Here is a 25,707-nt window from a genome sequence, read left to right as displayed (position 1 = left end):
CTGCCGATGACCAGGCTGCTGCTGGACGTGGATACCGGGATCGACGATGCCCTGGCGCTGGCTTACCTGGCCTCCTTGCCGGAGGTGGAGTTCGTGGCCATAACAGCGTCCCCGGGAAACGTGGATGCCCAGCAGGTGGCGATCAACACCCTGGCGCTGCTGGAGCTGTGCGGCCGGCGCAACGTGGAGGTCGCCGTTGGGGCACTGGTTCCGCTGAGCATTCCGCTGGTGACAACGCCGGAAACCCATGGTCCCCAAGGGCTGGGGCATGCAGTCCTGCCCGCGCCGTCGGGCAAAGTGTCGGCGCGGCACGCCGCAGACGTCTGGGTGGAGGCTGCCCGCGCCCATCCGGGGGAGCTCACGGCCCTGATCACGGCGCCGCTGACCAATTTCGCCCTGGCCATCCGGCGTGAACCGCGGCTGCCCGAGCTGCTGGGCAAGGTAGTGATCATGGGCGGCAGTTTCTACCACCAGGGGAACACCACACCCACGGCAGAGTGGAATACGCATGTTGATCCGCATGCGGCTAAGGAAGTTTATGCCGCCTACCGGGGCCTGCCGGCGGACCGGCTGCCCATTGTCTGTTCCCTGGACACCACGGAGCGGATGGAGATGCGTCCGGAGCATGTGCAGCGGCTGGCCGCAGCGGCAGGCTGCGCGGTGGAGGAACTCGTGCTGCCGGAACAGGCCGAAGGGCTCAGGAGTACCTCGGATAACACTCTGGTGCGGCACCTGTCCGACGCGCTGCGCTTCTACTTTGAATTCCACCGGCACTATGACCAGGGCTACCTGGCGCATGTCCACGACTTTTTTGCCGCCGGCGTGGCAGCCGGCACCCTGGATTACAGCACCCGCCCGGCCACGGTGGACGTGGAGGTTGATTCCGCCATGCTGATGGGGACCACTGTGGCGGACTACCGGAACCTGTGGAACCAGCCGCATAATGCCCGGATCGTTTCTGACAATAACCCGGCGCAGGCCTTCGATGAACTGGTGGCCTCCCTCGGGCGCCTGGCCCGCAGCGTCGGCCAGGACCGGGCACTTCCCCGGTAGAATGATGGGCGTACCGGGCCGGCGCAGACGCCCCCGGCTGCCGCCGAGGTGACATAGGCAGCGCTCCGCACCGCCCGGGCCATCCGGGCGCCACAGCCTGCACCCTTCGAAGGAACGCCATGTCATCGCACTCCCTCACCTTGCCGCCCCACACGCCGGCCACTGCCCGGAACCGCCGCCTGCTGGAAACCCTCGGAGCGGTGGCCATCGCCGGCACGTACATCTACCTGGTCCTGAACCAGCCCGCGGACATCACCGGTGGCCCGGGCAGCGCCTCGGCCCTGATCGCCCTGTCCGGCTTCCTGGTTGGCGCCGTGCTGCTGATCATCGGCGTCCTGCCAACGTTGCCCGTGTCCACGCTGGTGCTGATTCCTGTGGCACTGGTGCTGAACATTGTCCTGGGCCAGTTCGTGGGCAGCACCTTGGTGCCGTTCTACCTCGACGCCATCGGCACCGTCCTGATCGCCGTCCTGGCCGGACCCGCCGCCGGGGCAGCCACGGGTGCCCTCAGCAGCATCGTCTGGTCCTTCTTCAACCCCACCGTCCTGCCGTTCGCCGCCGGTGCCGCCCTGATCGGCTTCCTGGCCGGCGTCGCAGCGCGCCACGGCGTGTTCCGGCGCTTCTACCTGGCACCGGTGGCGGGCTTCCTGGCCGGCATCATCGGCGGTGTGGTCTCCGCTCCCGTTGCCGCGTTCGTCTTCGGCGGCACCTCCGGCCTGGCCACCGGCGCGATCGTCAGCGCCTTCCGCTCCATGGGTGACACCCTCCTGGCAGCCATCACCAAGCAGGCCCTGATCTCGGACCCCATGGACAAAGCCATCGTCTTCACCTTGGTGGCCGTGCTGGTGTACGCCCTGCCGCGCCGGGTCCGCCTGCAGTTCCCGTTCGTCCGGCGGTACCGCGTGCTCGCGGGAACATCCGCCAGCCAGCCGATCGGCCAGTCCACCGGCCAGGACTCCTAACCCAGCCCTGATGCGCCTTCATCCCCTGACGTCGCTTGCGGTTGCCGGCAGCACAGCAGTCATCACGACGGCGGCTGCCAGTTGGCCGCTGTCCGTCGCCGTGATCGCCGCGGCCGCTGGCTTGTCGGTAGCCGGGGGAGTGGCGCGCCGGATGCTGCCGGCGGTGACGGTCGTCCTGGTTCCGTTGGTCCTGTCGCTGCTGGCCATGCATGGACTGTTCTTTCCTGAGGGCACCACGGTGCTGGCGCAGTGGGGCCCGGCGCGCGTCACCGTGGAAGGCCTCCATTTTGCTTTCGAGCGGGCTTCGCAGGTTTCCGCCGCGGTGCTGGTGCTGCTGCTGTGGTCCTTCACCACAAGCGTCCCGGACCTGGTGGCCGCCCTGTCCACCCGCGGCGTCCACGCGCGGTTCGCGTTTGTGGTTGCCTCCACCCTGACGCTGCTGCCGGCCATCAGCTCACGGCTGGGGCGGATCCGGCAGGCCCAGGAAGCGCGTGGCCTGGTGATCAGGCCTGGAATTGTCGGGCGCGCGGGCGCGTTCCGGTGGCAGGCGGTTCCCCTGGTGCTGTCGCTCGTGGAGGAAGCAGGCACCCGCGCGGCGGCCTTGCAGGCCCGCGGTTTCGGCAGTTCCGGGCCACGCACGAGTTACCGGGACGTTCCCGACCCTCCGGCCCAGCGGTGGGCGCGCGTGGTTCTGCTGCTCGCGGCGGTGGCGGCCATCGCCGCCCGCCTCTGGCAGCCGACGGCGGGTGCTTAGTAATGTCGCGAAGCTCACGTCCGGCTCTGGCTGCGGGTATCGAAGAATTTGTCTTCCCCGGCGAGCAGGAACCGGTTCTGGCGGGACTTGACGTGTCCTTCGCCGCGGGATCGCTGACAGCCGTGCTCGGCGGATCCGGCAGCGGAAAGTCAACACTGGGACGGCTGCTCGCTGGCTGGTTGCTGCCCGGGGACGGTGGGACACTCACGGGCTTTCTCGAGCTTGCCGGCACGCGCCTCCGGTTCGCCGGAACAACTGCCGATCCGCGGATCGATCCCGGCAGTTGGGGCCGCCAGGTGGGCTTTGTGCCGCAGGATCCCGCCGCCGCCGTGTCCACGGTCCGTGCCACGGTGGCCGAGGAGTTGGCCTTTGGACTGGAAAACGCGGGGGTTGACCGTGAGAGCATGGCCAGCGCCGTCCGGCACACGGCAGCGCTGACCGGCCTAACCCGGCTGCTGGACCGGGATCCTGCCACGCTTTCCGGCGGTCAGTTGCGCCGCCTGGCCATCGGCTGCGCAGTCATTTCCCGCCCTGCAGTTCTCATCATGGATGAGCCCTTCGCCTCCCTCGACACGGACGGAGCCGAAGACCTCGCTGCCCTGGTGCGGAACGTCGTACGGGACGGCACCGCCGTCGTGATCCTGAGCCAGCGGGCTGATGCCTTCCTGTGCAACGCCGATACCTGGCTGGTCCTTGCCGGCGGTACCGTAGCTGCGGCTGGCTCGCCGGCAGAAATCGTGGCTGCCGGGGCGCTGGAAGTGGCGGGCGTGGTCCGCCCCCGCCCGCATACGGGTCTCCGGCCGCTGGCAGACGCAGGCTATTCATCAGCTTTTGCCGGTCCGCCGGCTTTGGAACTGCGTGACATATCGTTCGCGTACCGGGGGGCGCAGCGCCGAAGCTGGTTCAGGGCACAACCGGGCCCGCCGGCTGACATTGTCCTGCACGGACTCAGCCTGGCCGTCAGTGCGGGCGAGATCCTGGCGGTGGCAGGTCCCAACGGCGCGGGAAAATCCACACTACTGAGGCACCTCAACGGCTTGCTTCAACCCACGGCAGGCAGTGTGCTGGTCAAAGGGCGGAACATCGGCGGACAGCCGGCGGGACGCGTGGCCGCCGAGGTCGGACTCCTTTTCCAGCAGCCCAGGGACCAGCTGTTTGAGCGGACGGCGGAACGGGAAGTCCGCTTCGGACTCGAGCGCCGGCAGCCAGCGGCTGACCAGGCGGTGCAGCAAGCACTCGCCGCCGTTGGCCTGGAGCACCTTGCCGGACGGCATCCGGCCGAACTGCCCGCGTCCCAGCAGCGGCTTCTGGCCCTGGCCACTGTGCTGGCCCGGCGTCCCTCAGTCCTTGCCCTGGACGAGCCGACCGTTGCCCTGGACGGTTATGGCCTGGCCGCGCTGGACCGGGTGGTGCGCAGCACGACGGCGGAGGGCGCCGCCGTCGTGCTGGTCACCCACGACCTGGACTACGCTCGGTCCATCGCGCACCGGCTGGTGCGCCTCGACGCCGGCCGCTTGCTACCCGCGGACTGATTCCGGGGTTGCTGGATACGGGCTGACTGATTCCGAGGACTGAACCGCCACACCGGAGGCTACGCCGGGTGGGAGGAACCGCCTGCCGTTGACCCGCTCTGAGGCGCCCACACGGTCCAGGTATGGCGTGATGCCGCCCAGGAACATCGGCCAGCCAGCGCCGAGGATCATGCAGAGGTCGATGTCTTCAGGACCGGCCACCACGCCCTCATCCAGCATCAGCCCGATCTCTTCGGCCAGGGCATCCTGGACACGGCGCAGCACGTCGCCTCCGGTGGACGGTGACGTGCCAAAGGACATGAGCGACAGGGTGGACTCCGGGATCTCGCGGGAGCCGTCGGCCGCCGGGGCCCAAAGTGATTTCACGCCGTTCTCGATCAGTTTCTGCAGGTTCGTGGACACGGCGAAGCGGTCTCCGAAGGCGGCGTGCAGGGACTCCTGGACATGCTGGGCCACCGGCAGGCCCACCATGGCACCCAGCGTGAACGGGGTCATCGGCAGGCCCATGGGGCGCAGCGAGGTGTCGGCAATGTCCGCAGGGGTTCCTTCGTCGAAGGCGGCCGTCACTTCGCCCATGAGCCGCAGCAGGATCCTGTTGACCACAAAGGCCGGCGCATCCTTGACCAGGACCGCGGTCTTCTTCAGGCCCTTGGCGAGCTCAAAAGCGGTGGCCAGCACGGCGTCGTCGGTCTTGGGCGCGCGCACGATTTCGAGCAGCGGCATCACGGCCACCGGGTTGAAGAAGTGGAAGCCCACCAGCCGTTCCGGGTGCGCGAGGTCTTCGGCCATGGCCGTCACGGACAGCGAGGACGTGTTGGTGGCGAGGATGCAGTCCGGCGAGACGATTGCTTCCACCTCGGCGAAGACCTGCTTCTTGACGTTTAGCTCTTCGAAGACAGCCTCGAGGACAAAGTCGGCGTCCGCGAAGGCTTCCTTGGAGACCGATCCCGTGACCAGCGCCTTGGTGCGGTTGGCTGCGTCCTGACTGATCCTTTTCTTGCCGAGGAGCTTGTCCACCTCGGCATGGACGTAGCCCACGCCCTTGTCCACACGGGCCTGGTCGATGTCCGTCATCACCACGGGGACCTTGAGTTGGCGGGCGAACAAAAGGGCGAGCTGGCTGGCCATGAGGCCCGCACCCACGACGCCGATCTTGGTGACCGGACGGGCGAGCTTACGGTCCGGTGCGCCGGCGGGCCGCTTGGAACGCTTCTGGACCAGGTCCAGGAATGCGTATACGGTGGCGCGGAACTCGTCTGTCTGCATCAGACCGGCGAGGGTTTCGCACTCGAGGGCTGCCGATTCGGCCTGGGACATGGTCCGGTTGGCTTCGAGGAGGTCCAGGACCTTGGCCGGCGCAGGAGAGGCGTTGGAGGTCTTGGCCTCCACAAACGTCCGGCCGGCGGCGACGGCTGCGGACCAGCGCCCGGCAACGGCGGGTTCAGCGGGGTCCACGGCGTTGGCCCGTGCCGGGACCACCTCGCCGGTGATGACCATGGCCGCCCAGGCGAGGGACTGTTCCAGGAAGTCTGCCGGTTCAAACAGGGCGTCGGCGATGCCGAGCTGGACGGCCTGGGGCCCGTTGAGCGTCCGGTTGTTGCTGAGCGGGTTCTCGATCATCACCTTGACCGCGTTCTCGGGTCCGATCAGGCGCGGCAGGATGTAGACGCCGCCCCAGCCGGGGACCAGGCCGATGAAGGCCTCGGGAAGCGCCAGCGCACCGGCGCCGGTGGACACCGTGCGGTACGAGGACTGCAGGGCGATCTCCAGACCGCCGCCCAAGGCAACGCCGTTGATGAACGCGAAGCTGGGGACGCCGAGGTTGGCCAGTGTGGCATAAACGTCATGCCCGAGCTGCGCCATCCACAGGCCATGATCGCGGTCCTCGAGCGACTTCACCGCGGACAGGTCAGCGCCGGCCACGAGGAAGTACGGCTTGCCGGTCACGCCCACGCCCACGATCTCGCCGCGGGCCGCACGACCCTTCAGGCCCTCCAGGACCGTGCCCAGTTCTACCAGGGTATTGGGGCCCAGCGTGGTGGGTTTGGAGTGGTCCAGGCCGTTGTCCAGGGTGATCAGCGCAAACACTCCGGGGCTCTGCTGGCCGGGGCCGGCCGGCAGCGTGATGTCCTGGACGTACGAGTGGGTCACGGTTTCGTCGGGGAAGAGCTCGGCAAGCTTGGTGAAATCGGCGGCGCTCATGCGGCGGCTCCTTCGGTGGTTGCTTCGTTCGCTGCCGCTGCTACGACGGCACCGCTGTAATCGGAGTGGTACGGGTTTTCCCAGATGACGGTGGCGCCCATGCCCAAGCCTATGCACATGGTGGTGATCCCGTACCGGACGGAGGGGTCTTCTTCGAACTGCCGGGCGAGCTGGTTCATCAGCCTGACGCCGGAGGACGCGAGGGGGTGGCCCACCGCGATGGCGCCGCCGTAGCGGTTAACGCGGGAGTCGTCGTCGGAAATTCCAAAGTGGTCCAGGAAGCTCAGGACCTGCACGGCGAATGCTTCATTGATCTCGAAAAGTCCGATGTCCTCAATGCTGAGGCCGGCGTTCTTGAGGGCCTTTTCGGTGGCGGGCACGGGCCCGATGCCCATGACCTCCGGCTCGACGCCCGCGTAGGCGTAGCTGACCAGCCGCATCTTGACCGGCAGGCCCAGTTCCGCGGCGGCCTCTGAGGACGCCAGGACGGCGGCAGTAGCGCCGTCATTCAGGCCGGCGGCGTTGCCTGCCGTCACGCGGCCGTGGGCTCGGAAGGGAGTCCGGAGGGCCGCCAGGTCCTCGAGCGTGGTATCCGGGCGGGGCGGCTCATCAACACTGTTCACCGTCCACCCCTGTCCCGGCTTCAGGGTAGCGACCGGAACGAGGTCAGGCTGGATCTGGCCCTGGGCGTAGGCGGCTGCGAGCTTGTCCTGCGAGGCAACCGCGTAGGCGTCCGTGCGTTCCTTGGTGATGGCGGGAAAACGGTCGTGCAGGTTTTCGGCCGTGTTGCCCATGTTCAGGGCGGCAGGGTCAACCAGCCGCTCGGACATAAATCGCGGGTTCGGATCGGCGCCGGAGCCCATCGGGTGGTTGCCCATGTGCTCCACCCCGCCGGCGATGACGACGTCGTAGGCGCCGAAACCGATGCCGCTCGCCGTTGTGGTGACTGCGGTCATGGCTCCGGCGCACATGCGGTCGATGGCGAATCCGGGGACGGTGCGGGGGAGCCCTGCCAGGAGGGCGGCTGTGCGGCCGAGGGTCAGTCCCTGATCGCCGGTCTGGGTGGTGGCGGCGACTGCGACTTCGTCGATCCGGGCCGCGGGCAGGGTGGGGTTGCGGCGCAGAAGTTCGCGGATGCACTTCACCATCAGGTCATCGGCGCGGGTTCCGGCGTAGATGCCTTTCTCGCCGGCCCGGCCGAAGGGTGTGCGGACGCCGTCAACAAAAACGACGTCGCGGACAGTTCGCGGGGACCCGCTGCTTACGTGGTGGCTCACGTTTACTCCTCATCGAGACGTTGGCGCCGTCCGGAGGCCAAAGGGCAGCACTCGGCGGGACGGCAGTGCACACCATGTTACTCGCCAGTAACATGGTGTGCAAGGCTCGGTGAAGGGGCGTTTACTCGGTGGCTGCGGTTGCCTTATTTTCCTTGGCCGGCAGCGGTTGCGGGTTGAGGAAAGCGTCAGTGAGAAGCGGCGCGACCACTCCGATCTGCCAGTCGCGGGCACCGAGGGTGCGCAGCTCAGTGGCCACAGCTTCCTCGGTAATATCCGACGGCGGACGCCACGCCACGCGGCGCAGGTAGTCCGGCGTCAGCAGGTTCTCCACGGGAAGGTTCAGCTCGTCCGCCTTCTCCTGCAGGAGCGGGCGGGCGCTGGACAGGCGTGCGGCGGCCTCGGGGTCGCGATCGGACCACACCCGCGGCGGGGGTGGTGCGTTGGTAGGCAGGTGCAGCGGCGGAAGGTCCTCAAGATCGCGGGCAGCGGCGATGCACCGGAGCCACCGGGGTGCCTCACGCTGAGCCGCACGGCCATGGAAGCCCTTGGTGCCGAGCAGTTGGGGAACGGTGGATGGCATGGCCTTGGCGGCGGACACCAGGGCGGAATCAGGAATCAGCCGTCCCGGCGCCACATCGCGCTTCTGTGCCAGGGAATCGCGCTCCAGCCACATTTCGCGGACCGCGGCCAGCTGGCGCCGGTCACGGATCTGGTGCAGGCCCGACGTCTTGCGCCAGGGGTCAACCCGGGGAGGGGCCACACCCGCGGCAAGGATTGCGGCAAATTCCTGCTCCGCATATTCCAGCTTGCCGTCGGCCTGCAGCAGTTCGATGAGTTCTTCGCGCAGTTCGGTCAGGACTTCCACGTCCAGGGCGGCGTAGCGCAGCCACGGCTCGGGCAGGGGCCGGGTGGACCAGTCGGCGGCCGAATGTTCCTTCGCCAGGCCAAAACCGAGCAGTTGTTCGATGACGGCAGCCAGGCCAACGCGTGGCAGCCCGGCCAGCCGCGCGGCGAGCTCCGTGTCAAAGAGCTTGTCCGGCCACATGCCCAACTCCAGCAGGCAGGGCAGATCCTGGCTGGCTGCATGCAGGATCCATTCCACCCCCTGGAGCGCATCGTTGATGATGGACAGGTTCTCGAACGGTTCAGGATCGATCAGCCAGGTACCGGAGCCTTCGCGCCGGATCTGCACCAGGAACGCGCGCTGGCCGTACCGGAATCCTGAGGCCCGTTCTGCATCAACCCCTGCGGGCCCTGTTCCGGCGGCGATGGCTGCCGCACACCGCTCCAGCCCGGACTGCGTTTCGATAACCAGCGGCACGCCGTCGCGCGGTGCGTCAAGGTCAATGACAACGGGGACTTGGCTGTCGAAGCCTTCCACCGTGATGTGGGGAGTGGTATCAGCAGCCGGAGCGCCGGTGGTGTTTTCCGGAATATGAGGGGTCATGATGCCTTCAGCTTACCGACAAGGGGCAGTCCTAGTTCCGGCGCCGGCGCGGGAGGGCCGCGACGCCGTCGGGCAGAGGGGGGAGGCCGGCGAACGTACAGACCATGTCTGACCATGCCTCCAGATGGGCAGTGACGTCCGAAGACGCCGGAGTCCAGGAGGCGCGCAGCTCGATATCGATCGACCCGGGCCGGTCAGAAAGTGTTCCAAAGCTCTCCGACAGGACGCGCGTGGCGGTCCCGCCGGCCGCCCGGTACGGGGCCTTGTGATTCTCCAGTGCCTCGACCAACCAGGTCCAGGCGACGGTGCCCAGCATTTCGTCGTTGCCCATTTCGGGCTCAAGCTGGGCCCGGATGTAGGTGACAATCCGGAATTCGCCGTCCCAGACTGCCGATCCTTCGGGGTCGTGCAGCAGGATGAAGCGGCCCGTGGCCAGCTCGGTGTCGTCGTCGTCCTCGGTGCCGGACGCCGCGGCCAGGGCCATGGCTGCGGGCCCGTGGACCGGTGTGGTGCCGCTGCCCGGTCCGGGCGCCATGACCTCGGCCCCGAGTGCCACGGCGAACGGTGCCAGGCGCGCCGGGGCGGGAATTTCCGCCAGGCGCAGTTCACTGCGGCATTGGGCCTTCCTGAGGGTTCCCAAGGCGTGGAGAAATTCCGGGGGAACCTGGGCTAGTGCGTTCACCTTCGCAGATTACGCAACGGCAGGGGGCGGGCAGCGCAGGCTCGCCGTCGGCCGGTCCATGCTATCCGGCTTCCCTGACCGTGTGGTGGGCCGCAAGTTCCCGGCGGATCGCGGCCACAAAGGCGTCGACATCGTCCTCGCTGGTGTCGAAGGAGCACATCCAGCGGACCTCGCGGGCGGCTTCATCCCAGTCGTAGAACCGGAAGGACTCCCGCAGGCGGTCAGCTATGCCGGCCGGCAGGACGGCAAACACGCCGTTGGACTCCGTCTTCTGGGTGGGCTCCACGCCATCGATCGTGTCCACCGCGGCGCGGAGGCGGGCGGCCATGGCGTTGGCGTGCGACGCCGAACGGAGCCACAGGTCGCCTTCCAGCAGGGCGATGAACTGGGCCGACAGGAAGCGCATTTTCGAGGCAAGCTGCATGTTCATCTTGCGCAGGAATATCAGGCCGTGGGCCGCTTCGGGGTTCAGGGCCACCACCACCTCGCCGTACAGCAGTCCGTTCTTGGTGCCGCCGAAGGAGAGGATGTCCACGCCGGCGTCGCGCGTGAAAGCCCGCAGCGGAACCTTCAGGTGCGCGGCGGCGTTGGCCAGCCGCGCGCCGTCCATGTGGAGTTTCATACCCTTGGCGTGGGCATGTTCCGCGATGGCCCGGACCTCATCCGGGGTGTAGCACGTGCCAAGCTCGGTGGTCTGGGTGATGGACACTGCCAGCGGCTGTGCCCGGTGTTCATCACCCCAGCCCCACGCCTCGCGGTCAATCAGCTCCGGCGTCAGCTTGCCGTCCGGGGTGGGGACATGCAGGAGTTTGATCCCGCCGATCCGTTCGGGAGCGCCATTTTCGTCCATGTTGATGTGCGCCGTCGAAGCGCACACCACAGCGCCCCAGCGCGGGAGCAGCGACTGCAGGGACAGCACGTTGGCCCCTGTGCCGTTGAACACCGGGAAACACTCGATGCCGGCGCCGAAGTGCTCCTCCATCAGCCCCTGCAGCCGTGCAGTGTAGTCGTCCTCGCCGTAGGACACCTGGTGGCCCTCGTTGGCAGCCGCGAGGGCGGCCAGGACCTCGGGATGGACACCCGAGTAGTTGTCGGACGCGAAACCGCGGACGGACGCGTCATGCAGCCGGGCGGCGGGATTTTCAAGCCGCGGGGCGGCATCTGCCGTTGTTGTCATTGCTTTGCTCACGTTCTCAGTCTAGGGAGGTCGGGTCCGGCCGGTCAGGGGTCCAGCAAGTCAGGGGATTTTGGGGTCAGGGGGTCAGGAGCAGGCGCCGGCCGTTCAGTTCGGCTGCCGGGCGGCTGAACAGTCCGACGACGGCGGCAGCCAGGTCCTCGACGTCGGTGGCGCCGGGGAAGGTCCGTTCCGGGTGCGCCTTCCGGAGTTCCGCGTCCACCAGCGCTTTCACCACCAGGACGACGGCGGCGCCGCGCAAGGCGCTGCCCTCGCCGGCAGCCCCGCGGGCCAGGCCCTCGGCCATCGCCAGTGTCCAGGTCTCGGCGGCGGCCTTTGCCGCCACGTAGCTGGCCGTCGCCGCGGTCGGTGTGTCCACCGCGGTGGAGGACACCATGGCAAACCGTCCGGTTTCGGCGGCGGCCAGGTCGGCGTAGAACACCCGGGACACATTCCTGAGCGTGGTGATGGCGCCGCGCTCCAGGAAGTCCCAGTCGGAGTCGCTTTGGCCTGTGATGCCCTTCGCGCCGCGCCAGCCGCCCACGAGGTGGACGACTCCGTCCACGCGTCCGGCGGTTTCCGCCAGAAGGGTCTTCCGGAGGGCCTGGACGTCGGCGAGATCCGCAAGATCGCACACAAGTGGCGTCACGCCGTCGCCCGCCTGCCTGGCAGCACCCTCGATGCGCGTCCTGTCCGAGCCGACCGTGAAGACCCGGAACCCCGCCTGGTGCAAGGCCCGGGCCACCGCGACCCCGGACGGTCCGCTGCCGCCGGTGACCAGGACGTTCAGCATGTGGGCGTGGTCAGGGGTAGGAGCTGCGCTCAGGGCACCGGCTTCGCTCACAGTGCGGACGCTCCGGTGATGCCGGCGGTGGATTCGATGACAGGGCGCATTTTCTTCTCCAATGCTTCGTAGAACATGGACAGCGGGAATTCGTCGTCCAGCACCTGGTCCGTCAGGCCGCGGGGCGGACCGGCAACGGGAAGCGCGTCCGGGCCTTTGGCCCAGACTGATGCTGGGTTAGGCGTGACGGTGGCGGCGATCAGCTGGTACGCGGCCAGCCAATGGGCCGTCTTCGGCCGGTCAATGGAGCGCCAGTAGAGCTCGTCGATCGAGGCGCCGAGGGCGATTACCGCGTCCGCCACCTGGTCCCAGTCGATGCTGAGCCGGCTGTCGGTCCAGTGCAGGACGTGGTGCTGGTGCAGCCAGGCAAAGAGCAGCTGCCCGCCGAGGCCGTCGTAGTTGCGCACCCGGTTGCCGGTGATCGCAAAGCGGAAGATCCGGTCGAAGATGATGGCGTACTGCACCAGTTTCGCGTGCCGGCGTGCTTCCGGCCCGGCGTCTTCGTCCTGTTCGATCCGGACGGATTCGCGGAAGGCTGTGAGGTCGCAGCGCAGTTCTTCAAGCGAATACAGGAAGTAGGGCATCCGCTGCTTGATCATGAACGGGTCAAAGGGCAGGTCGCCGCGCATGTGGGTCCGGTCATGGATCAGGTCCCACATCACAAACGTGGCCTCGGTCAGTTCCTGGTCGGCCAGGAGTTCCGCGGCGCCCGCGGGCAGGTCCAGGGAGGTGATGTCTGCGGCCGCACGCAGGACCCTGCGGAACCGGGCAGCTTCGCGGTCCGCAAAAATGGCGCCCCAGGTGAAGGTGGGTGTTTCCCGAACAGCCACGGTTTCGGGGAACAGCACCGCCGAGTTGGTGTTGTAGCCGCTAGTGAAGTCCAGGAATCGGATGGGCACAAAGAGCTTGTTGGAATAGTCCCCAGCCTCAAGGCCGGCCACAAAATCGGGCCAGATGACCTCGATCAGGACGGCCTCCACGAGCCGGCTGCTGCTTCCGTTCTGTGTGTACATGGGGAAGATGACAACATGCTGCAGGCCATCCTGGCGCTGCAGCTGGGGCCGGAACGCCAGCAGGGATGCGAGGAAGTCCGGGACGCCGAATCCAGCCGTGGCCCACGCCTGGAAATCATCGACGACGGCGTCAAGGTAGGCCGCGTCGTGCGGGAACAACGGTGCCAGTTCGGCGAGCGACTCAGCGATCGCGGTAACCTCGAGCGCTGCGGCTGGGTGGTGGCCCGCGTCAGGCACGGAGCCGTCCTGGACCTGCAGTGTCTGCAGGGCTTCGGCCGCGCTCCTGAGGCGGAGCCAGACGGGATTTTCGGTGGTGATCCTTGGCGGGGCGCCGGTTACGGTGACGGTCATGGTGCGACTGCCTTTCTCATTGCTTGGGGCATCTACGGCGAGCGTAGCAAGCAACCAGAGTCCCTAACTCAAATTGTGCCTGAGCATAAGATACTCTCAGGCTCGAGGCGCCTCGCGGCGCCGCCAGATGTAGGCGAAACCATGTCTGGCGGACTCAGGACTCCGTGGATTCTTTCCCGGCAGTGCCGCGCGGCACCAGCTTCAGGGACACTGAATTTATGCAAAAGCGCTGGTCCGTGGGCGTGCCGTAGCCCTCACCTTCGAACACATGGCCCAGGTGCGAGTCACAGTGCGCGCACCGTACCTCCACCCGCTTGATGCCGAGCGTCCGGTCGTGGATGTAACGGACGGTGCCTTCGGCGAGCGGTGCCCAGAAGGACGGCCAGCCACAATGCGAGTCGAATTTTTCGTTGCTCCTGAAGAGCTCGGTTCCACAGGCACGGCATTGGTAGACACCCTCCGTGTGGGTGTCCACGTACTCCCCGGTGAAGGGGCGTTCAGTACCCGCCTGCCGCAGCACGTGGTACTCCTCCGGCGTGAGTTCCTGCCGCCACTCGGCATCGGATTTCTGGTATGCGGGTTCCGCAGCGCCGGCGTCGGCGGCCGGACCCGGGACCGAATCCGCGGCCTTGTTGTTGAAGATGCTCTTTCCAAAGATGCTCATAGTCAGCTCAACGCTCAGGAGTCGCCGATAAATCCCGAACCGGCGTACAGGTGGAGCACGGGGAGCCCTAGCCGGTCCTGGGCTTTGTTGGCCCAGTCCGTATGGAACGTATCCGCGACCGCATGGGGACGGGTGATCACCACCGCCTGGGCTGCGCCGAGCTCCTTGACTTTGGCCACGAGGCCGTTGACGGCGCCACCGTCGACTACCTCGCCCGTTACTCCGGCGCCCAGCCCCTCCAAGGCAGCCAGCGAGACGGCCAGAGTCTCTGCAGCCTCGGCCCGTTCAGCGGTGGGGTTCGGGGCGTGGGCGGTCAGTTCGCGGAACGCCTTAGCAACGTCCAGTAGGGAGAGATTCTCAAGAAAATCCACCAGCAGGTGCCGTTCAGTGTTCCCTGGAACCAGCAGGACAAGGGGCGTGTCCTGCCCGTCCACCAGGCGTTCGATGTTGACGCGGTCGTCCGCGCCCAGGGGTTCTTCGGTCAGGATGACGATTGGATCGCTCATGGCATCAGCCTAGTCGTGCGCACCGGCGCCTGCATCCATTTGGGCCGCACAGCCGTTGAGGTGTCTTGCGCGCGGCGTCCTCGGGGCCGGCAGAATTCCGGCGCCACGTGCCGGACGGAATATGGTCAACCCGTCTGCGGCAGTAAGAATGGTTCCATGGCACCTTCCACGCGCACACCCACGTTGACGGCGGCACCTCCGATCCAGGCCGGCGGCCGCATGTCGCTTCGCGCCAAGTGGGCGCTCGGCGGCGTCATTGGCGGCGGGGCACTTGCCGGCCTGCTGGCCACAGGCTCCTCCGCACTGGCGCTCTATTTTGCCAGGCGTGTGATCACTCCCGTCCGGCAGCGGACGGCGGACCAGGAAGTCCTGGCCGTGCTCCGGGAAGGCGGCGGCCGGCAGGTTATCCTGACAGCGACTCCGGAGACCACGGTGGACGGTGTCTATGGGTTGTTTTTCGACGGCGGGAAAGGGCACGCCCGGATCGGGCAGATCGTCTCCTATTCGCCGGCGGACGGCACGGTCCTGCGCGAAGTGGAAGCCGTCTATGCCGGCGATCTCGACACGGCCCGCCGCGGGTGGTGGAGCGGTGCGCTCTATCCGGATCCCGCCGCCGCCGGCTTCGTGGCCGAGGACGTGCTGATCGACGTCGACGGCGGCACAGCACCGGCGTGGCTGGTCCGGGCCGGCGGAACGGCCGGGACCTGGGCAGTCATGGTTCACGGCCGCGGGGCAACCCGTCAGGAGGCCCTCCGGGCAGTGGGCCCCGCCCTCGAACTGGGGCTCACCAGCCTGCTTGTCTCGTACCGGAACGACGGGTTGGCGCCATCGGCCGAGGACGGCCGGTACGGCCTGGGTTCCACGGAATGGCAGGACGTGCAGGCCGCTATTGAGTTCGCCCTGGCCAACGGCGCCGAGGAAATTGTTCTCTTCGGCTGGTCCATGGGCGGCGCCATCTGCCTGCAGACGGCCGATCTCTCGCCTCACCGTCACCTGATCCGGGCCATGGTCCTGGACGCGCCCGTCATCAACTGGGTCAATGTGCTGGCCCATCATGCGCAGATTAACCGCATTCCGTCCCTCGTGGGCCGCTACGGGCAGCTGATGCTCGGCCACCCCGTGGGCCGCAGGCTCACCGGCCTGGCCGCACCCGTGGACCTCAAGGCCATGGACTGGGTGGCGCGTGCCGTGGAAGTCCGTACGCCCACTCTGATCATCCACAGCGTTGATGACGAGTACGTTCCCTATGAACCCTCCGCCCTTCTGGCCGAGCGGAATCCGGACATGGTCACGTTCGAAACGTTCAATCACGCCAGGCACACCAAGGAATGGAATGTCGATCCCGAACGCTGGGAGAACCTGATCAAGGCCTGGCTTCGGCCCCAGTTGGCTCCGCGGCTTAACCCCGGCCAGAACCGCCCGGAGTAATCCCAGCCGGCGAGATGACATTTTGCGGCAGTGTTTGCGGCCGCGATTGCCGCGAACTGTCATCTCGATCAGCTCCGGAGTCGATCCCGGTCCGAGGCAGGGGCAGGGCAGAACCGCTAAAGTGTGCGCGTGCCGATGGCGGCAGTCACGGCGGACGTCAGTTGGATGAGGTGGGCCGGTGCAAGCTCAACGTCCAAGCCGCGCTTACCACCGGAAACCAGCATGGTTCCCAGGTCAAGGGCGCTGCTGTCGACCACCGTGGGCGATGGCTGGCGCTGGCCCACCGGCGAGATCCCACCGAGGACGTAGCCTGTGCGGCGTTCAGCCGCCGCGGGGTCTGCCATCGAAGCCTTCTTGGCGCCCAGGGCGGCGGCGAAGGCCTTGAGGTCAAGGTTTCCGCTGACCGGCACAACCCCCACTGCCAGCCGGCCTTCCACTTCCACCATGAGGGTCTTGAAGACCTTCTCCGGAGCGATGCCCAAGGCTTCGGCGGCTTCCGTGCCGTAGCTGGCCGCGGAAGGATCGTGGGCATACGGATGCAGCACAAAAGGAACGCCGGCTGCAGCCAGTGCGGCGGTGGCCGGCGTTCCGTTTGAACTCTTGCGTCCCAAAGCGTTCAGTTTCCGATCAGGAGATCAAGACGCGGACCGGGACGTAGCGGCGACCTTACGCTTGATCCGTCCCAGCATGGCGGTCATGCCGCGCATCCGCAGCGGTGTGATGGCCCGCGTCAGGCCCAGCAGCTCCGGCATATCGTCCGGCACCGCCAGGATTTCAGCGGCGCTGAGTCCGTCGAGTCCCTCGTGGAGCACGCCAGCGAAACCCCTCGTGGTGGGGGCTTCCGGTGGCGCCTTGAAGTAGAGCCGAACGGCGTCGTTCTTTTCCGTCTCGATGGTCAGAAACAGCGGCGACTGGCATTCCACCACTTGCTCCAGGAGCTCGGGGTGGTCCTTCAGCCGGTCCGGCAGCTCCGGCAGCTCGCGCGAGAACTCGAGCAGTAACTGAAGCCGATCGGCTTCGGTCAGGGCCTGGAAGTCATCCACGATTTCCGCCAGCGCGGCGGGCAGGTCATGTGTAGTCATCTGTTCCAGTTTACGCCGGGACCGTGCCGCGTTCCGTGCCCTTGGCAATGGGAACCCGGACGGCATTGCCCCACTCGGTCCAGGAGCCGTCGTAGTTCCGGACGGTGTCAAAGCCCAGCAGGTACTTGAGCGCGAACCAGGTGTGGCTGGAACGTTCGCCGATGCGGCAGTAGGCCACCACGTCATCGCCTGCAGTCAGGCCGGCCTCGCCCAGGTAGAGGGCCTCGAGCTCTTCCCGGCTGCGGTAGGTTCCGTCCGGCGCAGCGGCGCGTGCCCAGGGAATGGATGCTGCCGTGGGAATGTGGCCGCCGCGGAGCGCACCTTCTTCCGGGTAGGCCGGCATGTGGGTCCGCTGGCCGGTGTATTCCTCGGGGGAGCGGACGTCAATGAGCGGCTTGCCGAAGTGTGCCAGCACGTCTTCCTTGAAAGCGCGGATGGGGGCGTCGTTGCGCTCCACCACTGGGTAGTCGCCGGGCACCGGGGCGGTCCGCTCCGTGGTCAGGTCACGGCCTTCGGCGATCCACTTGTCCCGGCCGCCGTCGAGCAGCCGGACATCCTCGTGGCCGAACAGGGTGAAGACCCAGAGTGCATAGGCGGCCCACCAGTTGGACTTGTCCCCGTAGATGACCACCGTGGTGTCGCGGGAAATGCCCTTGGCAGCGGCCAGGGCGCCGAAAGCCTCGCCGTTCACGTAATCGCGGGTCACTTCTTCGTTGAGGTCGGTGTGCCAGTCGATTTTGACGGATCCCGGGATGTGGCCGGTCTCGTAGAGGAGGACGTCCTCGTCGGATTCGACCACCACCAGCTTTCCGTCCGCAAGGGCGCCAGCCTCGAGTGCGGCGGCAAGCCACTGGGTGGACACCAGCCGCTCCGGATTGGCGTAGGCGGCGAACTTCTCGTTTTGTTCAACTGCGTAGGACATGGTGTTGGCCTTTCACTGAGACACATGGCGGATCTGCTGAAGAAGGAAACCTGCATCCACACTAGCCACGGCTCGTCGCCCTGTCCGCCTCCTTGTTAACAGAGGGAAATATGTCCTTCGTCACGCCGGGGACGTTGCCGGCCACACGGCGGGGGAGGCCCGGGCCGTTGCCGGTATTCTTTCTGGGGACAACCCACCAGCAGAACGGACCACCTTGGTACAGATCGAACAGCTTGCCGCCCGCACTCCGGCGGTTTCGGTGGATGAGCTTCTTAAGGGTTTTTATCCGTCCCCACGGTTTGGTCAGGTCTCCTTTGCCAGCTACCGGCCGGACCCGAACCAGGCGTCCCAGGCGGCGGCGGTCAAGGCGCTGGAAGCGTTCGCCGGGGGAGTGGGAGCCGGCGACGGCGACGGCCTGTTCAAAAAGCTCTTCACCAAGAAAGTCGCTACCAGGGCGGGGATCTACCTCGACGGCGGATTCGGCGTCGGCAAAACCCACCTGCTGGCCTCGCTGTGGCACGCCGCCCCGGGGCCCAAGGCCTTCGGCACATTTGTGGAATACACCAACTTGGTAGGGGCACTTTCCTTCCGCAAAACTGTTGAAGCGCTGAGCCACTACAAGCTGGTATGCATCGACGAATTCGAGCTGGATGATCCGGGTGACACCGTGCTGATGTCCCGTCTTATGCGTGAACTGGCCGACGCCGGCGTCAAGCTTGCTGCCACGTCCAACACCCTCCCGGGTTCGCTGGGTGACGGCCGCTTTGCCGCCGTCGACTTTGCCCGTGAAATCCAGGTCCTCGCGGACCAGTTCGACGTCATCCGGATCGACGGCGAGGACTTCCGCCACCGTGGCCTGCCCGCCGCCCCGGCACCGCTGAAGAACAGCCAGCTCGCAGCACAGATGAAGGCCGAGTTCGACGGCAAGACCGTTGCCGAAGACGAATTCAGTTCACTGATCGGCCACCTTGCCGGTGTCCACCCGAGCCGATACCGGCAGCTTATCGACGGCATTGACGGCGTCGTATGGCGAAACGTGGAGACCATCACCGAACAGGCCGTGGCGCTGCGGTTCGTGGTGTTGGCCGACCGCCTGTACGACAAGGATGTGCCCATCCTGGCCAGCGGCGTCCCCTTCGACAAGCTTTTCACGGACGAGATGATGCACGGCGGGTACACCAAGAAGTATTTCCGTGCTGTGTCCCGCCTGACCGCGCTGGCCCGCGAGGGCCAGAACCACGAGCCGTCCTAGGGGGCGGCTGGCGAAGCTGGACAGTCAGTCAAACGCCAAAGGTGCGGGTGCCGCCTCCCGGCGGGACCCGCACCCCCTTGACGTGCTAGAGCAAAGCCCTGGCCAAATCCTTGTTAGGGAGCCTTGTCAACCGGCGGAACCGGGTTGACCGGCGGAACCTGCTCGCTGGCAGGAGTCTCGCCGGGGGTTCCGTCATTTTTGTCAACGAGCTTGGAAGCGCCCTCCTGGACTTTGTCCACGTGACCGGCGTACTTGCCGCCAGTCTTGGAGTCGACGAAATCGCCGGCTTTCGTGATGCCGTCCTTGATGGCCTGCTCGTTGCCGTGGATGAGACCCTGAGCCTTGCCCTTAAGATCGTCAATCAGTCCCACGAGCACCTCCCTTCAATCGCGGAGCCAGTTCGCTCCTCCGCAACCGATCCTAGCCCTGTCTGCCGGGCGTGCCAACATGCTGTGACAAATGTTGTAAAGTCGAGGCGGGCTATTCGGGCAACAAAAAAGCAGCTCACGGGGAGCTGCTGTGTGTGGGCGATACTGGGATCGAACCAGTGACCTCTTCCGTGTCAGGGAAGCGCGCTACCGCTGCGCCAATCGCCCGGAACCGGAAGTCCGGTCATTTCGGATTTATTACTGGGGTAGAGAGCGGACGACGAGATTCGAACTCGCGACATCCACCTTGGCAAGGTGGTGCTCTACCAGCTGAGCTACGTCCGCGTATGAAGTACAGCCTGGCCGGTGGCCTGGCGTACTGCATGCAGCAAGTTTCCTTGCTTGGTGGGCGATACTGGGATCGAACCAGTGACCTCTTCCGTGTCAGGGAAGCGCGCTACCGCTGCGCCAATCGCCCATTTCGTCCGGCGTGAACCGGAATCCATGGTTTTCACCGAGGTGGGTACGGGATTCGAACCCGTGTGAACGGCTTTGCAGGCCGCTGCCTCGCCTCTCGGCCAACCCACCGTGTAAGCGCCGATTCCGAAAAACCTTTGCTGTGACAGTGTCCTGCGAGCGGACGACGAGATTCGAACTCGCGACATCCACCTTGGCAAGGTGGTGCTCTACCAGCTGAGCTACGTCCGCATTTGGGCCGCTGAATCCTTGCCGTTTCGGGCAATTCCTCGCGTTCCAACGAGTAAGAACTCTATAGGAGGTTCAGGGATTCTCCAAATCGCGCGTTCCCCAGCCACAACTATGCCCCTGGATCCCTGCAATCTAGGGGATTTTGCTAATTACAGGCGTGTAATTCGGCCCCGGTCCCGTCTCGATTTCCATAAACCCCGCCGGGTCGGCTAGCATTCAAAGGCATCGGGGCGATTGGCGCAGTGGTAGCGCGCTTCGTTCACACCGAAGAGGTCACTGGTTCGAACCCAGTATCGCCCACCGAGGAATCTGGTCCGTTTCCGCTCAGCCGAGCGGAAACGGACCTTTTTTGTGCCCGCCATTCTGTCAGCCCCTTGTGAAAGAGTCTTTGTATGACTGATCCACTCCTTGCCCATGCCACGGAATACGGCCGCATGTATGCGCGGTCCACTTCCGAACAGTTCTCCGTTCCGTCAATCACCACCGTCATCGGCCAGCAGCCGCACGGACTGGACGGCTGGTTCGGTTATATGGGCGCCAGTAGCTTGGCGAAGGATCCGTTGCTGGCCGATTGCCTGGGCAGTCCGGCGAAAATCCGGCAGGCCGTCAACCGGGCCTCAAAGGCCGCAGAAATGTACCGGGACGAGGCAGCCAAACGTGGTGACCGCGTCCATAACTACTGCGAGCAGGTTGCGCTCCGCGCCCTGGGCCGGCCCCACGCCATGAAGGAAACCCGCGAGGCCCTGGCAGCCAACGGCGAGGAAGCCTTTGCCCTGCGCTTCGATGAGTGGTGGGACCTCTATGGCGTGGAACCCATCGCACCGGAAATCACCGTCTGGAACAAGTCAGTGGGCTACGCCGGGACGCTGGACCTCGTGGCCAGGATCAACGGCCGGATCTGCGTCATTGATTACAAGACCAAGGGCACCACGCGGGACGGCGCCGTCAAGCCGCTGGACGACAAGGTGGTCATGCAACTGGTGGCCGGCATGAAGGCCGAAGAAAGCCTCGTGGACCCGGTGGCAGGGGAATGGGAGCCCTGGAAGTACGGCGAGGCCCCGCTGCTGCTGGCTGTGGCCATTGGCGAGACGGAAGTCCGTCCGGTCCGCGCCAATCCCGACGTCCTCAAGCACCACTGGTGGAAGTTCTGCGCCCTGCGCCGGGTCTGGGAACTGTCCGCCGATACGCTCGCCGCCGGTTCAGCGCTTCTTCCGGTTGCTCCGCCCGCGTCCGCGCAGGTCCGCAGCGCCTAGCGGAGCACGACTGCCCGCAGTCCCGGGGCTGGTGCCCCTGCACCTAAACTGGATAGGTTCGCCATTAACGCCCACCGTGAGGAAAGACAGCACATGGCCATTCTGAATATCCGCATCATTGGTGATCCTGTGCTCCGCACAGTGGCCGATCCTGTGACGGAATTCGGTCCTGAGCTCGCCAAGCTGGTTGCGGACATGACGGAAACCATGGAGGACGTGGACGGCGCCGGCCTCGCGGCCCCCCAGATTGGCGTCAGCCAGCGGGTCTTCACCTACCGGATCGACGGCGTGGAGGGCCACATCATCAATCCGGTCCTGGAAAACAGCGAGGACTTCCAAGCGGACCAAGTTGAGGGTTGCTTGTCCATTCCTGGCCTGGCGTTCCCGGTCCGCCGCTTCCGCGCCACACGCGCCACCGGCGTTGACCTTAACGGGAATCCTGTGGCTGTGGAAGGGGAAGGCATGCTGGCCCGTTGCTTCCAGCACGAGACGGACCACCTGGACGGCATCCTCTTCACCGACAGGCTCGAAGGTGAGGACCGGAAGACGGCCCTGCGCTCCATCCGCAACGCCAACTACGACGCCATCACGGAACGCACGACGACGAAGCGCGCCAAGACGGTCGGGTCCAGTTTCGGGGGCGCCAGCTTTGGTGGCGCGAGCTCTGGTGGGGCCAGCTTCGGCGGCGGCGCCACCACATGAGGGTACTTTTTGCCGGCACCCCCGCCGTGGCCGTCCCGTCCCTTGATGCCCTCGTTGCGGCCGGCTTTGAGATCGTTGCGGTCCTGACCCGTCCCGACGCGCCGATAGGGCGCAAGCGGGTGCTGACGCCGTCGCCCGTTGCAGCCCGCGCCGCCGAGCTGGGAATCGACATCATTCATGCCACCCGCGTGGACGATGGGGTGACGGCGAAAGTCGCTGCCGCCAAGCCGGACGTGGCCGCCATCGTGGCCTATGGCGGACTGATTCCGCGCACCGCCCTGGATGTTCCCCCGCACGGTTGGATCAACCTGCACTTCTCCCTGCTTCCCGCGTGGCGTGGCGCTGCCCCGGTACAGCGGGCCGTGATGGCCGGCGACGACGTCACCGGGGCCGTCACCTTCCTGCTGGAAGAAGGTTTGGACACCGGCCCGGTCTTCGGAACGCTGACCGAGGGCGTTGGCCCGGAGGACACCGCTGGAGCGCTGCTCGAGCGGCTGTCCCACAGCGGTGCCGTCCTTCTGTCCCAGACGCTGTCGGCCGTCGAGGCCGGGAGGGCAGCTCCGCAGCCGCAGGCGGGCGACGTCTCACTGGCCCCCAAGCTGACTATCGATGACGGCCGGCTCGACTGGAAGCAGCCTGCCCTGGCGATTGGCAGGCGCGCCCGCGGCGTAACTCCCGAGCCCGGCGCCTGGACCACCCTGGACGGACAGCGGGTCAAACTCGAACCCGTCCGGCTCCGGCCAGGTAGCACGGACCTGCAGCCCGGCGCAGTATTCCTCGAGGGGAAGAGCGTCCTGGTGGGCACCGGGTCCCACGCCGTGGAGCTGACGAGGATCCAGCCTTCGGGCAAAAAGATGATGGCCGCCGCCGACTGGGCGCGCGGCATGGCAACACTGGAAAGCGTGGTCTTCGAATGAGCGAATCCGGCGGTAATGCAGGCGGCAGGGGCGGCAGCGGAAGCGGCGCCCCAGGCGGCGGACGGGGCAACAGTGGACGGGGCAAGGGCGGGCCGCGGGATTCCAGCCAGCGCAACGCCCAGGGCCGCGAACGGAACCGGAGCGCCCAGCGGAGTTTCACCGATAACGCACCCTCGCAGCGCACCCGCCGGGCAGATCCGGCACGGCTGGTGGCCTTTGAGGTCCTGCGCGCGGTAGCCGCCGAGGATGCCTACGCCAACCTGGTGCTCCCGTCCCGCATCCGCCATCACGGCCTGGACAAGCGCGACGCCGGCTTCGCCACCGAGCTCAGCTACGGCGCCTTGCGTGGACAGGGCACCTACGATGCCATCCTGGCGCGCTGCGTTGACCGGCCGCTGGACCAGCTTGACCCGGCCATTCTCGACGCCCTGCGGATCGGCACCCATCAGCTGCTGGCCATGCGTGTCCCGGCCCACGCCGCCCTGGATCAGACCGTTGGCCTGGCCCGCGCCGTCATCGGTGCCGGACCCTCCGCCCTGATCAATGCGGTGCTGCGGAAGGTCACGGCGCATACGCTCGAGGAGTGGCTTGAGGTCCTCGTTGCCGGTGAAAGTGACGAAACCACCATCGCGTCCCTCCGGTACGCCCACCCCGAATGGATCGTTCGGGCCATGCGCCAGTCCTTGGTGGCCCACGGGCGGTCAGCCGCCGAAATCAACGATCTGCTGGAAGCCGATAACGAAGCTCCGGTGGTCAACCTCGTAGCCCTGCCCGGCCTGGGAAGCCTGGATGAAGCCTTGGAGGGCGGGGCCACGCTGGGTGAACTTGTTGAAGGCTCGGCGCTCTCCAGCGGCGGCGACCTGGGCCGCCTCGCGTCCATACGGGAAGGCAGCACGCGCGTCCAGGACGTCGGCTCACAGCTGGTGGCCCGCGCCATGGCGGCAGTGGAGCTGGATCCCACCGTCGCCGCCGGAGCAGGGCGGCCGCACGAAACCTGGCTGGACCTGTGCGCCGGCCCCGGTGGCAAGGCGGCCCTGCTGGGCGCGCTGGCCAACGCCCAGGGTGCCACGCTGCTCGCCAATGAACCGGCCCCGCACCGTGCCAAACTCGTCAGCCAGGCCTTGTCCGCCGTGCCCAGGGACGTCTGGCGCGTCCGGACCGGCGATGGCCGCGATGTCGGCACTGAGCAGCCGGAATCCTTTGACCGGGTCCTGGTGGACGTCCCCTGCAGCGGGCTGGGTGCGCTGCGCCGCAGGCCGGAGTCCCGCTGGCGGCGCACCCCCAAGGACCTCGCGGACCTGGGGCCGCTGCAGCGCGCCCTGTTGAAATCGGCGCTGGACGCCGTCCGCCCCGGTGGCGTGGTTGCCTACGTCACCTGTTCACCCCACCCGGCCGAAACCACGGCGGTGGTCAGCGATGCCCTCCGGAAGCGTGATGACCTGGAGCTGCTGGACGCCGGTGCGGTGCTGGACGGCGTGAGCCTGACCGGGAACCTGGGCGCAGGCCACGATTCCACGGCGCAACTCTGGCCGCACATCCACAGCACCGATGCGATGTTCCTGGCCCTCATCCGGAAGAAAGCCTGACCCGTGAAAGATTCCCCCATGCCGCAATGCTGCATCAACCCCAGCATCCTGTCCGCCGACTTCGTCAACCTCGAAGCCGAACTGCAGCGCATCAGCAACGCTGACGCCGTGCACGTGGACGTTATGGACAACCACTTTGTCCCCAACCTCACCTTGGGCTTGCCCGTGGTCCAGCGGATCCAGGCGGTCAGCCCCATCCCGCTGGACGCCCACCTGATGATCTCCGACGCCGACCGCTGGGCGCCGGGGTTCGCCGACGCAGGGCTGGCATCCGTAACGTTCCACGCGGAGGCCTCCATTGCACCGGTCAAGCTGGCCCGCGAACTGAGGGCCCGAGGCTCCAAGGCCGGCATGGCGCTGCGCCCTGCCACAGCCGTGGAACCCTACCTGGACATGCTCGAGGAACTGGACATGCTCCTGATCATGACCGTGGAACCGGGCTTCGGCGGCCAGGCGTTCCTGGACTTCACCCTGCCCAAGATCCGCAGGGCCCGGGCAGCCATTGACGGTTCTGGAATCAATGTCGCCCTCCAGGTGGACGGCGGCATTACCGAGGAAACCATTCTGCGGGCGGCCGAAGCAGGTGCGAACGTCTTTGTGGCGGGTTCGGCTGTCTACGGCGCGGAGGACCCGGCAGCAGCCATCGGACGGCTCCGCGAGGCCGGCAGCATGAAGTTACGTGCTGCGTCCGCGGAATAGTCTGGGCCACCTTGTGGTTATGGCACAATAGCAACACACAATACGTGCTCCGGGGTCGGTGTAAGTCCGAACCGGCGGTGATAGTCCGCGACCCGCGAGCTGGCGCTTTCCCTCTTCAGGGAAGGAACCAGCGGACGGTTGAACTGGTGAAATTCCGGTACCGACAGTTAAAGTCTGGATGAGAGAAGCACGTACAGCTGTATCTGCGGCGCCCTTTGGCGCTGCGGTCTTCTGCTGTCGTATACCCCCGGAGCCATCGCGGTTCTAGAGGGAAGGAACGACAACACACATGAACCCCTTGCGATGGCTCTTTGAAGCCAGGATTTCCC

At 66.5% G+C, this 25,707-nt stretch carries 24 protein-coding genes, 6 tRNA genes and 1 riboswitch; of the genes, 12 read left to right on the top strand and 18 right to left on the bottom strand.

From position 1 onward, the window contains the following. Nucleotides 1-6: 6 nt before the first annotated feature. From ACQCSW_RS12960 to ACQCSW_RS12945, 4 genes are all read left to right on the top strand, one after another. Complete coding sequence (locus tag ACQCSW_RS12960) at nucleotides 7-1,053, top strand: nucleoside hydrolase (RefSeq protein ID WP_426986448.1); 1,047 nt, start codon at nucleotides 7-9, stop codon at nucleotides 1,051-1,053. A gap of 119 nt (nucleotides 1,054-1,172) precedes the next feature. Further along, nucleotides 1,173-2,015, top strand: a complete 843-nt coding sequence (locus ACQCSW_RS12955) for an ECF transporter S component (protein WP_426986446.1) — start codon at nucleotides 1,173-1,175, stop codon at nucleotides 2,013-2,015. 10 nt (nucleotides 2,016-2,025) lie between these two features. Then, a complete protein-coding gene (locus tag ACQCSW_RS12950) occupies nucleotides 2,026-2,769 on the top strand; it encodes an energy-coupling factor transporter transmembrane component T (RefSeq protein WP_426986444.1) in 744 nt (247 codons plus the stop codon). A 2-nt stretch (nucleotides 2,770-2,771) separates the two neighbouring features. Next, complete coding sequence (locus ACQCSW_RS12945; protein ID WP_426986442.1) at nucleotides 2,772-4,301, top strand: ABC transporter ATP-binding protein; 1,530 nt, start codon at nucleotides 2,772-2,774, stop codon at nucleotides 4,299-4,301. Here ACQCSW_RS12945 and ACQCSW_RS12940 read toward each other — a convergent pair. From ACQCSW_RS12940 to ACQCSW_RS12900, 9 genes are all read right to left on the bottom strand, one after another. Further along, nucleotides 4,287-6,503 (bottom strand): 3-hydroxyacyl-CoA dehydrogenase NAD-binding domain-containing protein, encoded by a 2,217-nt coding sequence (locus ACQCSW_RS12940; RefSeq protein WP_426986440.1) that lies wholly within the window; start codon nucleotides 6,501-6,503, stop codon nucleotides 4,287-4,289. The genes ACQCSW_RS12945 and ACQCSW_RS12940 overlap by 15 nt on opposite strands. Beyond that, nucleotides 6,500-7,780 (bottom strand): thiolase family protein, encoded by a 1,281-nt coding sequence (locus tag ACQCSW_RS12935; protein ID WP_426986438.1) that lies wholly within the window; start codon nucleotides 7,778-7,780, stop codon nucleotides 6,500-6,502. Before ACQCSW_RS12935 ends, ACQCSW_RS12940 begins: the two co-directional genes overlap by 4 nt. A gap of 121 nt (nucleotides 7,781-7,901) precedes the next feature. Further along, nucleotides 7,902-9,227, bottom strand: coding sequence for an HRDC domain-containing protein (locus ACQCSW_RS12930; RefSeq protein ID WP_426986436.1), 1,326 nt, complete (start codon nucleotides 9,225-9,227; stop codon nucleotides 7,902-7,904). A gap of 31 nt (nucleotides 9,228-9,258) precedes the next feature. Continuing rightward, nucleotides 9,259-9,909 carry a DUF3000 domain-containing protein gene (locus tag ACQCSW_RS12925; protein WP_111906999.1) on the bottom strand — a complete coding sequence of 217 codons (651 nt, stop codon included), beginning with the start codon at nucleotides 9,907-9,909 and terminating at the stop codon, nucleotides 9,259-9,261. A gap of 61 nt (nucleotides 9,910-9,970) precedes the next feature. Then, nucleotides 9,971-11,086: a threonine aldolase family protein gene (locus ACQCSW_RS12920; RefSeq protein ID WP_426990695.1), complete on the bottom strand. Its 1,116-nt coding sequence runs from the start codon at nucleotides 11,084-11,086 to the stop codon at nucleotides 9,971-9,973. Nucleotides 11,087-11,162: 76 nt separating this feature from the next. Continuing rightward, nucleotides 11,163-11,876, bottom strand: a complete 714-nt coding sequence (locus ACQCSW_RS12915; RefSeq protein ID WP_426990694.1) for an SDR family oxidoreductase — start codon at nucleotides 11,874-11,876, stop codon at nucleotides 11,163-11,165. A 47-nt stretch (nucleotides 11,877-11,923) separates the two neighbouring features. Continuing rightward, nucleotides 11,924-13,291: a DUF6421 family protein gene (locus ACQCSW_RS12910; protein WP_426986433.1), complete on the bottom strand. Its 1,368-nt coding sequence runs from the start codon at nucleotides 13,289-13,291 to the stop codon at nucleotides 11,924-11,926. Between the two features lie 154 nt (nucleotides 13,292-13,445). Then, nucleotides 13,446-13,955 carry a peptide-methionine (R)-S-oxide reductase MsrB gene (gene msrB / locus ACQCSW_RS12905; protein ID WP_426986431.1) on the bottom strand — a complete coding sequence of 170 codons (510 nt, stop codon included), beginning with the start codon at nucleotides 13,953-13,955 and terminating at the stop codon, nucleotides 13,446-13,448. A 14-nt stretch (nucleotides 13,956-13,969) separates the two neighbouring features. Continuing rightward, nucleotides 13,970-14,461, bottom strand: coding sequence for a hypothetical protein (locus ACQCSW_RS12900; protein WP_354250685.1), 492 nt, complete (start codon nucleotides 14,459-14,461; stop codon nucleotides 13,970-13,972). A gap of 156 nt (nucleotides 14,462-14,617) precedes the next feature. On the opposite strand from ACQCSW_RS12900, the gene ACQCSW_RS12895 reads away from it, so the two are divergent. Continuing rightward, entirely contained in the window at nucleotides 14,618-15,889 is a 1,272-nt protein-coding gene (locus tag ACQCSW_RS12895; protein ID WP_426986429.1) for an alpha/beta hydrolase family protein, read from the top strand. 116 nt (nucleotides 15,890-16,005) lie between these two features. Here the strand turns inward: ACQCSW_RS12895 and ybaK are convergent, their stop codons facing one another. From ybaK to ACQCSW_RS12880, 3 genes are read right to left on the bottom strand one after another with little or no spacing between them, the layout of a single operon-like run. Then, on the bottom strand, nucleotides 16,006-16,500 hold the full coding sequence (gene ybaK / locus ACQCSW_RS12890) for a Cys-tRNA(Pro) deacylase (protein WP_426986427.1): 495 nt from the start codon (nucleotides 16,498-16,500) through the stop codon (nucleotides 16,006-16,008). Between the two features lie 24 nt (nucleotides 16,501-16,524). After that, nucleotides 16,525-16,971: a SufE family protein gene (locus ACQCSW_RS12885; protein WP_426986425.1), complete on the bottom strand. Its 447-nt coding sequence runs from the start codon at nucleotides 16,969-16,971 to the stop codon at nucleotides 16,525-16,527. Between the two features lie 10 nt (nucleotides 16,972-16,981). Beyond that, on the bottom strand, nucleotides 16,982-17,893 hold the full coding sequence (locus ACQCSW_RS12880) for a sulfurtransferase (RefSeq protein WP_426986423.1): 912 nt from the start codon (nucleotides 17,891-17,893) through the stop codon (nucleotides 16,982-16,984). A gap of 214 nt (nucleotides 17,894-18,107) precedes the next feature. Between ACQCSW_RS12880 and zapE the strand changes: the two genes are divergently transcribed. Continuing rightward, nucleotides 18,108-19,145: a cell division protein ZapE gene (zapE, locus tag ACQCSW_RS12875; protein WP_426986421.1), complete on the top strand. Its 1,038-nt coding sequence runs from the start codon at nucleotides 18,108-18,110 to the stop codon at nucleotides 19,143-19,145. 113 nt (nucleotides 19,146-19,258) lie between these two features. Here zapE and ACQCSW_RS12870 read toward each other — a convergent pair whose 3' ends face one another. The 6 genes from ACQCSW_RS12870 to ACQCSW_RS12845 all read right to left on the bottom strand — a co-directional run bounded on the left by ACQCSW_RS12870 (nucleotide 19,259) and on the right by ACQCSW_RS12845 (nucleotide 20,221). Continuing rightward, entirely contained in the window at nucleotides 19,259-19,516 is a 258-nt protein-coding gene (locus ACQCSW_RS12870; protein ID WP_426986419.1) for an antitoxin, read from the bottom strand. Between the two features lie 153 nt (nucleotides 19,517-19,669). Then, a tRNA-Val gene (locus tag ACQCSW_RS12865) sits at nucleotides 19,670-19,741 on the bottom strand. 44 nt (nucleotides 19,742-19,785) lie between these two features. Then, nucleotides 19,786-19,858, bottom strand: a tRNA-Gly gene (locus tag ACQCSW_RS12860). A gap of 58 nt (nucleotides 19,859-19,916) precedes the next feature. Beyond that, a tRNA-Val gene (locus tag ACQCSW_RS12855) sits at nucleotides 19,917-19,991 on the bottom strand. 39 nt (nucleotides 19,992-20,030) lie between these two features. After that, nucleotides 20,031-20,101: transfer RNA gene (locus tag ACQCSW_RS12850), tRNA-Cys, on the bottom strand. A 47-nt stretch (nucleotides 20,102-20,148) separates the two neighbouring features. Beyond that, nucleotides 20,149-20,221: transfer RNA gene (locus ACQCSW_RS12845), tRNA-Gly, on the bottom strand. A gap of 228 nt (nucleotides 20,222-20,449) precedes the next feature. Between ACQCSW_RS12845 and ACQCSW_RS12840 the strand changes: the two genes are divergently transcribed. From ACQCSW_RS12840 to rpe, 6 genes are all read left to right on the top strand, one after another. Next, nucleotides 20,450-20,521 (top strand) — tRNA-Val (locus ACQCSW_RS12840). Between the two features lie 92 nt (nucleotides 20,522-20,613). Then, on the top strand, nucleotides 20,614-21,474 hold the full coding sequence (locus ACQCSW_RS12835; protein WP_426986417.1) for a cytochrome: 861 nt from the start codon (nucleotides 20,614-20,616) through the stop codon (nucleotides 21,472-21,474). Between the two features lie 93 nt (nucleotides 21,475-21,567). Next, nucleotides 21,568-22,176 (top strand): peptide deformylase, encoded by a 609-nt coding sequence (gene def, locus ACQCSW_RS12830; protein WP_426986415.1) that lies wholly within the window; start codon nucleotides 21,568-21,570, stop codon nucleotides 22,174-22,176. Next, entirely contained in the window at nucleotides 22,173-23,093 is a 921-nt protein-coding gene (gene fmt, locus ACQCSW_RS12825) for a methionyl-tRNA formyltransferase (protein WP_426986413.1), read from the top strand. Before def ends, fmt begins: the two co-directional genes overlap by 4 nt. After that, nucleotides 23,090-24,679: an RsmB/NOP family class I SAM-dependent RNA methyltransferase gene (locus tag ACQCSW_RS12820; RefSeq protein ID WP_426986411.1), complete on the top strand. Its 1,590-nt coding sequence runs from the start codon at nucleotides 23,090-23,092 to the stop codon at nucleotides 24,677-24,679. The genes fmt and ACQCSW_RS12820 overlap by 4 nt, the downstream gene beginning before the upstream one ends. A gap of 18 nt (nucleotides 24,680-24,697) precedes the next feature. After that, complete coding sequence (gene rpe / locus ACQCSW_RS12815; RefSeq protein ID WP_426990693.1) at nucleotides 24,698-25,378, top strand: ribulose-phosphate 3-epimerase; 681 nt, start codon at nucleotides 24,698-24,700, stop codon at nucleotides 25,376-25,378. Nucleotides 25,379-25,418: 40 nt separating this feature from the next. Continuing rightward, nucleotides 25,419-25,573: riboswitch (FMN riboswitch) on the top strand. Nucleotides 25,574-25,707 lie beyond the last annotated feature (134 nt).

It is taken from the genome of Pseudarthrobacter sp. Y6, from assembly GCF_050156205.1.
In the GTDB taxonomy this organism is placed as follows: domain Bacteria; phylum Actinomycetota; class Actinomycetes; order Actinomycetales; family Micrococcaceae; genus Arthrobacter.
Note: the sequence above shows the minus strand (reverse complement) of the source record. Positions and strands in the feature narration are given on the sequence as shown.

What these genes read in the sequence shown, in the direction of transcription:
- ACQCSW_RS12960 (WP_426986448.1), top strand. Translation starts at nt 7, where the DNA reads ATGACCAGGCTGCTGCTGGACGTGGATACCGGGATCGACGATGCCCTG.
- ACQCSW_RS12955 (WP_426986446.1), top strand. Translation starts at nt 1,173, where the DNA reads ATGTCATCGCACTCCCTCACCTTGCCGCCCCACACGCCGGCCACTGCC.
- ACQCSW_RS12950 (WP_426986444.1), top strand. Translation starts at nt 2,026, where the DNA reads ATGCGCCTTCATCCCCTGACGTCGCTTGCGGTTGCCGGCAGCACAGCA.
- ACQCSW_RS12945 (WP_426986442.1), top strand. Translation starts at nt 2,772, where the DNA reads ATGTCGCGAAGCTCACGTCCGGCTCTGGCTGCGGGTATCGAAGAATTT.
- ACQCSW_RS12940 (WP_426986440.1), bottom strand. Translation starts at nt 6,503, where the DNA reads ATGAGCGCCGCCGATTTCACCAAGCTTGCCGAGCTCTTCCCCGACGAA.
- ACQCSW_RS12930 (WP_426986436.1), bottom strand. Translation starts at nt 9,227, where the DNA reads ATGACCCCTCATATTCCGGAAAACACCACCGGCGCTCCGGCTGCTGAT.
- ACQCSW_RS12920 (WP_426990695.1), bottom strand. Translation starts at nt 11,086, where the DNA reads ATGACAACAACGGCAGATGCCGCCCCGCGGCTTGAAAATCCCGCCGCC.
- ACQCSW_RS12915 (WP_426990694.1), bottom strand. Translation starts at nt 11,876, where the DNA reads ATGCTGAACGTCCTGGTCACCGGCGGCAGCGGACCGTCCGGGGTCGCG.
- ACQCSW_RS12910 (WP_426986433.1), bottom strand. Translation starts at nt 13,291, where the DNA reads ATGACCGTCACCGTAACCGGCGCCCCGCCAAGGATCACCACCGAAAAT.
- msrB (WP_426986431.1), bottom strand. Translation starts at nt 13,955, where the DNA reads ATGAGCATCTTTGGAAAGAGCATCTTCAACAACAAGGCCGCGGATTCG.
- ACQCSW_RS12900 (WP_354250685.1), bottom strand. Translation starts at nt 14,461, where the DNA reads ATGAGCGATCCAATCGTCATCCTGACCGAAGAACCCCTGGGCGCGGAC.
- ACQCSW_RS12895 (WP_426986429.1), top strand. Translation starts at nt 14,618, where the DNA reads ATGGCACCTTCCACGCGCACACCCACGTTGACGGCGGCACCTCCGATC.
- ACQCSW_RS12885 (WP_426986425.1), bottom strand. Translation starts at nt 16,971, where the DNA reads ATGACTACACATGACCTGCCCGCCGCGCTGGCGGAAATCGTGGATGAC.
- ACQCSW_RS12880 (WP_426986423.1), bottom strand. Translation starts at nt 17,893, where the DNA reads ATGTCCTACGCAGTTGAACAAAACGAGAAGTTCGCCGCCTACGCCAAT.
- ACQCSW_RS12835 (WP_426986417.1), top strand. Translation starts at nt 20,614, where the DNA reads ATGACTGATCCACTCCTTGCCCATGCCACGGAATACGGCCGCATGTAT.
- def (WP_426986415.1), top strand. Translation starts at nt 21,568, where the DNA reads ATGGCCATTCTGAATATCCGCATCATTGGTGATCCTGTGCTCCGCACA.
- fmt (WP_426986413.1), top strand. Translation starts at nt 22,173, where the DNA reads ATGAGGGTACTTTTTGCCGGCACCCCCGCCGTGGCCGTCCCGTCCCTT.
- ACQCSW_RS12820 (WP_426986411.1), top strand. Translation starts at nt 23,090, where the DNA reads ATGAGCGAATCCGGCGGTAATGCAGGCGGCAGGGGCGGCAGCGGAAGC.
- rpe (WP_426990693.1), top strand. Translation starts at nt 24,698, where the DNA reads ATGCCGCAATGCTGCATCAACCCCAGCATCCTGTCCGCCGACTTCGTC.